A 6860-nucleotide genomic window follows, 5' to 3' on the forward strand; every position below is an offset into this window, starting at 1 on the left:
ATTGAGGAGGAAGACATCCCAAAGCTGATTGGTTTTCTGAAAAAGCAGGAAGCCAATGGGAAATTTTTCTCAAAGGCAATGCAGAAAGAAACAAATACCGATATGGAGGAAGTGTAATGGCGGAGGGGATGAGTTTTTCATTCCCTTCATTGCTTTTTCATGAAGGGCGCACTTATGGACAACCAGAGGTCGTCCCAATAAGTTTGCCACAAGTGGCAACCGGTCTGCGCTCACGCTTGCCGGGCTCGTTCCGTCGGCGGGGCTTTCAGCCAGACCTGCTCATGCCACAGGAGGCACTCTTCGCCAGAGAGGCGCATTCCATGCAGGCTGCTATGCGCAGGGCACTCTTACGCAGAGGGCGTTCTGGCAATGCTGCCTTTTCTAAAATCGAAAGCAATGTTGCCGGAAATCTATACCGGATGTGCAGAAAGGAGGAATCCAGATATGGCGATTTTTCATTACACAATCAAAATAGTCGGACGAAGTAAAGGGAAATCTGTTATCTCCGCTTCCGCATATCTCAATGGGGATGTGATGAAAAACGAGGAAACCGGGAGAATCAGTTATTACACTTCTAAAAAAGAAGTGGTCTACACCAGTTTGATGATGTGTGAAAACGCACCTCCTGAATGGCAGATAGTACCAGAAGAAAATATAAAACGCTTTCAAAAATCTGTCCGCTACAAAAGGTCAGAAGATAAAGAAGCTGCTTTAGAAAAATTCAAAATCACATTTCAGAAACAAAGATTATGGAATGAGGTATTGAAGATTGAAAAAAGTGCGGATGCCCAACTTGGCAGGTCATTTGAATTTGCCCTCCCAAAAGAATGGAGCAGACAGGAACAGATTCAATATACAGCCGACTATATCCAAAAAACATTTGTGGATAAGGGAATGTGTGCTGATTGGAGTATCCACGACAAAGGGGATGGCAACCCCCATGTCCACCTGCTTCTGACGATGCGACCTTTTAACCCGGATCATTCTTGGGGAAAGAAAGAAGTCAAGGATTGGGATTTTGTCAGAGATAAAAGCGGAAATATCGTGATTGACGAATCCCACCCGGACTGGTGGCAGGATAAGAAAAACCCTGACCGTCATGGAATCCGTATCCCTGTATTAGACGAAAACGGAATCCAGAAGATTGGTGCAAGAAACCGCCTGCAATGGAAACGGGTGCTGACCGATGCTACTGGATGGAACAATCCCAAAAATTGTGAGCTGTGGCGGAGTGAGTGGGCAAAGGTGTGTAATGAACATCTTCCTTTGCATAATCAGGTTGATCACCGTTCTTATGAAAAACAGGGAAAACTCCAGATTCCTACCATCCATGAAGGTGCTGACGCAAGAAAGATTGAACAAAAATTTCTTGCCGGGCAGGAAATAAAAGGTTCGTGGAAAGTAGCGGAAAATCAAATCATAAAACAGCAAAACACGTTATTGCAAAAGATACTGGACACCATTGGAAAAGTATCAGGTGCATTATCATTATGGAAGGAGCGATTAAATGACATTAGAAGAAAGCCGGGAAGTCATTCCCATGATGGAATCAATGATAAACCAGATCGAGGAACAGCAGAACCTTATGGCAGAGATGGTACAGGAATTACAGGAAAAAGACAGACAGCTTCTGTCCTTTCAGGAGCAGAACCAGAGTTTGCAGATATTAAACAGCGAGTTATCCGGACTGCTGAATCTTTTGCCAGATACAGAAGAACTGCTTTCCCAGATCGAACAGCAGAAAAACAGAATCGAACAGTTGGAAACCGAGAATCAGCAATGGCAGGAATTAACGCAGAAGCTGAACAACGAGAACAGCTTATTGCTGAAACAGAGCAGAGAATTACTGACCTTAAACAGCAGATAGAGAAAGTGAGGGATATAGATGCGAGAATGCGTAAACTTAGAGAACGTCGGTCAAGTGGAAGAACTTCTACAGATGACAGAACAGATGCAGGACGAACTGGATCAGAAAGACCAGATGATTATGGAACTGAACAGGCAGCTAAACAGATCGCTGACCTTGAACGAGAAATTGAACAGCGAAAACAGAGTCGAGAATATCGAAGCATTGCGGACAAGATTAAGGAAAATAGAAGAACAATTAGCCAACGAGACAGACAGCAGGAAAAGAGCCGACGCAGAAGTCGTGGCATGGAAATTTAGGTATGAAAAAGCGGAACAGGCAAAACGCTATGCACAGACACACCAAAAGACAACAGAGGTAGCTGTTGAGAAAAAAGTGCCCTATGAGAAATGCGATAACTGTGACCGCACTGCTTACCAAAAAGCAAAAGAAAAATGCGATAACCGTAAAATTCAGTTAGAGAAAAAATATAAAAATATGACGGCTGGTTATGAAAGTATCCTGTTTCTGCTGGCATGGTACAGTATAGCCATTACACTATTCACTGCTATCCTTTCTCCAGTTTTCTTTAGTGACTGTATTAGCTTTTTCAGTATGTTTGCTAAAGGAATCTTAAGCCTGTTTCAAAAATTTGTTGCAGGTGCAGATTCTTTCGGACAGTTAAGCAGTGGAATCTCAAATAGTATCATTTCAGGGATTGTGTACTGGCTGATTGTAAGTATTGTTATGGGAATTTTATTTATCATAACGGGATTGCTGATAATCGGGACTGGCTATCAGGTGGGGAAAATCTACCGGAAATATTGCTGGGATATTATCAGCATCATGGTGGTGATAATGAGTACAGCTATCATAATCTATTTCGGAAAATGGATAAAATCAATTATTCCGATAAACCTCATTATGTTGCTACTTCTGGTACATGCGGTTTATATCGGAATCCGATGTTATGTGAAAAACTGGCGAGAAAAACGAGGATATTTTTAAAGTAAAATGGGCAGGTAAAACTGCCTGTTTTTCACAAAACAAATATACTTATTTTTAGTTATCCAGATTTTTAGAGTCTGTGAAAACTGTTCTTTGATTTTTAACACTATTTTTTATAATCTTCCAAATGAATCTGTTTTGATTGATTGACAATTACCGAGCTATTCTAATATATTTAATCCATAAAGCAGATACAAAATCGCAGATGTGCAGGTGAACAGACATGAAAAATATCCATAGCATTGAATTTTATACTGGAAGCAAGGAAGAACTGCTTCCCGGTTTTGAAAAAGATTTTCCCTATATCGCTTCAAGGGCAGAACTTGACAAGTATATCGGACATTATGTACCGTGGCACTGGCACAAGACAGTGGAACTTTTTTATATGGAAAGTGGTAGCATTGAATATGATACGCCGGGAGGAAAACTGTTGTTTCCGGCTGGAAGCGGCGGCATAGTAAATTCCAATGTACTCCATATGACAAAAGCAATATCGCAGAAAGAAAAGAATATACAGCTACTTCATATTTTCGATGTTTCCCTACTTGCCGGGGAACAGGGAAGCAGGATTGAACAAAAATATATTGCGCCTATCATAACAGCCCCACAGATTGAGGTAATTCCGCTTTTTCCAGGCAATGCAGAAGAAGAAAGGATTTTGAAACTGCTTGCCGCTTCATTTCGTTTATCCAGTGATGAATTTGGATATGAAATAAAACTGCGGGAAACCCTAACAGAAATATGGCTCATGCTTTTTGAACTATCCCGTCCTATGCGTGAAAAAAAGGGGGAACATAATAAAAGCAACGATAAAATAAAGCTGATGATGATATATATTCACGAACATTACAGAGAGAAAATCTCTATCCCGGAACTTGCGGCAGCAGCATACCTAAGCGAAAGGGAGTGTTATAGAGTGTTCCATGACTGTCTGCACATGACACCCGTAGAGTATATAAAGGCTTACCGTCTGCAAGCTGCCTGTCAGATGCTAGCAAAGGGGCAGGAAGCAGTTACCGTTATCAGCCATGAGTGCGGTTTGGGGAGTAGCAGTTATTTTGGAAAGGTTTTTCGAGAATACACACATTGTTCACCCACAGAATATCGGAGAAAATGGCAGAATAGTGATAGATAAGGGCAGAAAAGAAATATTTTTTCTATTCCTTTTGCATTATAATGATACCTGTAAAGTAAATCCGTCATTTACAGGAGGTGAGTGCAAAGTAGTAAAACTGAACATTCTGAACATGAAAAATTTTTTAGATACGGTCAATAGCTGTTCCGGCAAAGTAAATATGCTCTGCCCGGATGGTAAAAAACAAAACATCAATGGGGAAGAAAAGATACAGGGCAGTTTGTGGCGGCAATACTCCCAAAACAAAAACTGTTTGCGGCTTGTTTTAGAAGTTCCGAATCCAACGGACTATATGAACATTGTTTCGTACTATGCCGGGGATTGCTGATTTATCTGTAAATATTTCATCATAAAGGGGCTGGACAGTTTATCTTCCAGCCCCGCCCTTTTGAAAGGAGTTAAAAATGGAGTTGAACATTCAGACCGCAGAACTGGCATTAAGGGAAGCGGCAGAATCCAATCCGGGAGCATGGGCAGAACATTCCCGGTATGTAGCCGAAGCCTGTAAAAACATTGCGTCACACTGTAAAGATTTATCTTCTGAACAGGCGTACATTTTCGGGCTGTTACACGATATTGGACGTTATGCCGGAGTGAGTTCGGAAAGGCATCTGATAGACGGCTATCGTTACTGTATGGAGCGTGGGTGGGGAAAAGCCGCACAAATATGTATATCCCACGCATTTATGATACAGGATATTGCCACATCTATCGGAGAGTTTGATGTCAGTGATGAGGATTACCTGTTTATGAAAGAATTTGTTGCAAATGCGGTATATGATGATTATGACCGTCTTGTACAGTTATGTGACGCATTGGCTATGCCTTCGGGGTTCTGTCTTTTGGAAAAGAGATTTGTAGACGTGACAATGCGATACGGCGTTCACCCAGCGACAATAGACAGATGGAAAAAGATTTTAGAGATTAAAGAACGGTTTGAGGATCAGATTGGCTGTTCTATCTATGCCCTGCTTCCGGGCGTTATGGAAAACAGTTTTCGTTAAGGGGGGGATATTGTGTATTACGAATCCAGTGATTTTTTGGAAACAGCGGACAGCGATACGTTAAAGCAGATTGCCCGCACAAGGGAATTAACACGGAAATATTATTTTTCTGATTATGGAGATACAGAAAAACGCACTTCCATTCTTCGGGAGCTGTTGGGCGGAATAGGGGAAAATGTGGCAATCGACACGCCTTTTCATTGCGACTATGGAAAAAATATTTTTTTGGGAAATGATGTGATCGTCAATATGAATTGTACCTTTGTGGATAACAAAACTATCCGAATTGGCGACAGGGTATTGATTGCGTCAAATGTGCAGATTTATACATCTTCACACCCTGTCTTACCACAAGAAAGGTTTGTGCCGGATTGGAGGGAACGTCAGACAACATTTTTTAGAACCTATGCACGTCCGATAGAAATAGAAAGTAATGTCTGGATTGGCGGCGGCTGTATTCTTCTGCCCGGAGTCACTATAGGAAAAAACAGCGTGATAGGGGCTGGAAGTGTAGTTACCCGCCCTATCCCGCCTAATTGTGTTGCAGTAGGAAATCCATGCAGGGTGATACGTTATTTTGATACAGACAGGGAAAGGTGGCAGCATGAAGTATAAGCATATCGTTTTTGACATTGACGGCACTCTGATTGATACGGAATATGCTATATTACATTCTTTACAGGAAACTATAAAGGGATTGTCCGGGAGAGAGATACCATGTTCTGAACTAAGATTTGCGTTAGGGATTACAGGAACAGACGCTTTGAAAAAACTTGCGATAAAAGACACTTCCTATGCGATAGAATTATGGGATAAAAATATGTGTAACTATACAAATAACATTAAAGTATTTGACGGAATCGTTGAATTATTGAAAAATCTTCTAAGTCTGGATTATGAAATGGGGATTGTCACATCAAAGACAAGGGAAGAATTTACACATGATTTTTGTCCGTTTGGTATCAGTCATTATTTCAAAACAATCATATGTGCAGACGATACACAGGAACATAAACCCAATGCCGCACCGATTTTGAAATATGTGGAATTATCAAAAACAGACCATAGGAAAGTACTTTATATCGGAGATAGCAAATATGACAGTAAATGTGCGGAAAATGCGGGAATTGATTTTGCTTTAGCAGTATGGGGCAGTCATAATAAGCACATAAAAGCAGATTATTTTTTAGAAAAACCTGCCAATCTGTTATCTGCTATCACTTCAGAGAAATTTTATTAGCGATGAAAGATCGAACGAAAATGACTCCGAGGTATATTAAAAAAACTTGCTTGATCAATTATGGTGATTTTGATTAAGTAGCCTGTATGTAAAATAAAGCATACAGGCTACTTGTGGTTTACAATTCCAAAGAATCTTCTGCATCTACCCACATTTGCATATTACCATCAAGATATAATCGTGCATATTCAAGTGGCTCATCAATAGCAAGTGTATTTAATGCGCAGTCTGATCCAGGAGTGGTTTTTAAGTTCTTCTCAGCTTCCCAACAGTCAATGCGGAGCATATAACCGGCATTGGTATAAACATCAATGCTGTTTCTGTGTGGATTGTATTCTGCAAATATTGTTCTCATCGTATCTTATCTCCATTTTTTTAATAATCAGTTATAGAGTTAAATATCGAAAACATTTCAATCAGTTCACCATGTTGTTATTGTTATATGTTATACTGTGTTATGAAATTTTCTTTCCCTTAATTTTTCCCATATTAAGGTTCATGAAAGCTAATGGGAGAATGTAACACAAGGGAAAGAGTAATGGAAAGTACACTTGCTACAAACTTAGTGTTTTGGTGTGCTACCCGTCAAGTAGACAAATTAAATAACGAAAATTTTTTCTTCCCCGG

At 40.4% G+C, this 6860-nt stretch carries 9 protein-coding genes and 1 pseudogene; 9 read left to right on the forward strand and 1 reads right to left on the reverse strand.

Annotated features, from left to right (window positions below):
• The 9 genes and pseudogenes from PGY05_RS16250 to PGY05_RS16290 form a co-directional block, all read left to right on the forward strand.
• A pseudogene (locus PGY05_RS16250) lies at nt 1-117 on the forward strand (relaxasome subunit MobC); the annotation flags it as partial.
• Nucleotides 117-488, forward strand: a complete 372-nt coding sequence (locus PGY05_RS16255) for a hypothetical protein (RefSeq protein ID WP_016304809.1) — start codon at nt 117-119, stop codon at nt 486-488. The pseudogene PGY05_RS16250 and the gene PGY05_RS16255, both read left to right, overlap by 1 nt.
• Complete coding sequence (locus PGY05_RS16260) at nt 445-2166, forward strand: MobA/MobL family protein (RefSeq protein WP_330673040.1); 1722 nt, start codon at nt 445-447, stop codon at nt 2164-2166. The genes PGY05_RS16255 and PGY05_RS16260 overlap by 44 nt, the downstream gene beginning before the upstream one ends.
• Nucleotides 2150-2854, forward strand: coding sequence for a DUF6040 family protein (locus tag PGY05_RS16265; protein ID WP_055196675.1), 705 nt, complete (start codon nt 2150-2152; stop codon nt 2852-2854). Before PGY05_RS16260 ends, PGY05_RS16265 begins: the two co-directional genes overlap by 17 nt.
• A 223-nt stretch (nt 2855-3077) precedes the next feature.
• Nucleotides 3078-3989, forward strand: coding sequence for an AraC family transcriptional regulator (locus tag PGY05_RS16270; protein ID WP_016304806.1), 912 nt, complete (start codon nt 3078-3080; stop codon nt 3987-3989).
• Between the two features lie 112 nt (nt 3990-4101).
• The gene (locus tag PGY05_RS16275) at nt 4102-4317 is read left to right on the forward strand and encodes a ribonuclease HII (RefSeq protein ID WP_081019981.1); all 216 of its coding nucleotides are present in this window, start codon (nt 4102-4104) and stop codon (nt 4315-4317) included.
• A 76-nt stretch (nt 4318-4393) separates the two neighbouring features.
• On the forward strand, nt 4394-4993 hold the full coding sequence (locus tag PGY05_RS16280) for an HDOD domain-containing protein (protein ID WP_019162948.1): 600 nt from the start codon (nt 4394-4396) through the stop codon (nt 4991-4993).
• 12 nt (nt 4994-5005) lie between these two features.
• Nucleotides 5006-5608, forward strand: coding sequence for a sugar O-acetyltransferase (locus PGY05_RS16285; protein ID WP_016304802.1), 603 nt, complete (start codon nt 5006-5008; stop codon nt 5606-5608).
• Nucleotides 5598-6233 carry an HAD family hydrolase gene (locus PGY05_RS16290; RefSeq protein WP_270476334.1) on the forward strand — a complete coding sequence of 212 codons (636 nt, stop codon included), beginning with the start codon at nt 5598-5600 and terminating at the stop codon, nt 6231-6233. Before PGY05_RS16285 ends, PGY05_RS16290 begins: the two co-directional genes overlap by 11 nt.
• Before the next feature lie 118 nt (nt 6234-6351).
• Here the strand turns inward: PGY05_RS16290 and PGY05_RS16295 are convergent, their stop codons facing one another.
• Entirely contained in the window at nt 6352-6588 is a 237-nt protein-coding gene (locus PGY05_RS16295; protein WP_012744332.1) for a DUF6061 family protein, read from the reverse strand.
• Nucleotides 6589-6860 lie beyond the last annotated feature (272 nt).

The sequence above is a fragment of the Coprococcus sp. AF51-11b1 genome, from assembly GCF_027682785.1.
GTDB lineage: Bacteria > Bacillota > Clostridia > Lachnospirales > Lachnospiraceae > Allocoprococcus > Allocoprococcus comes.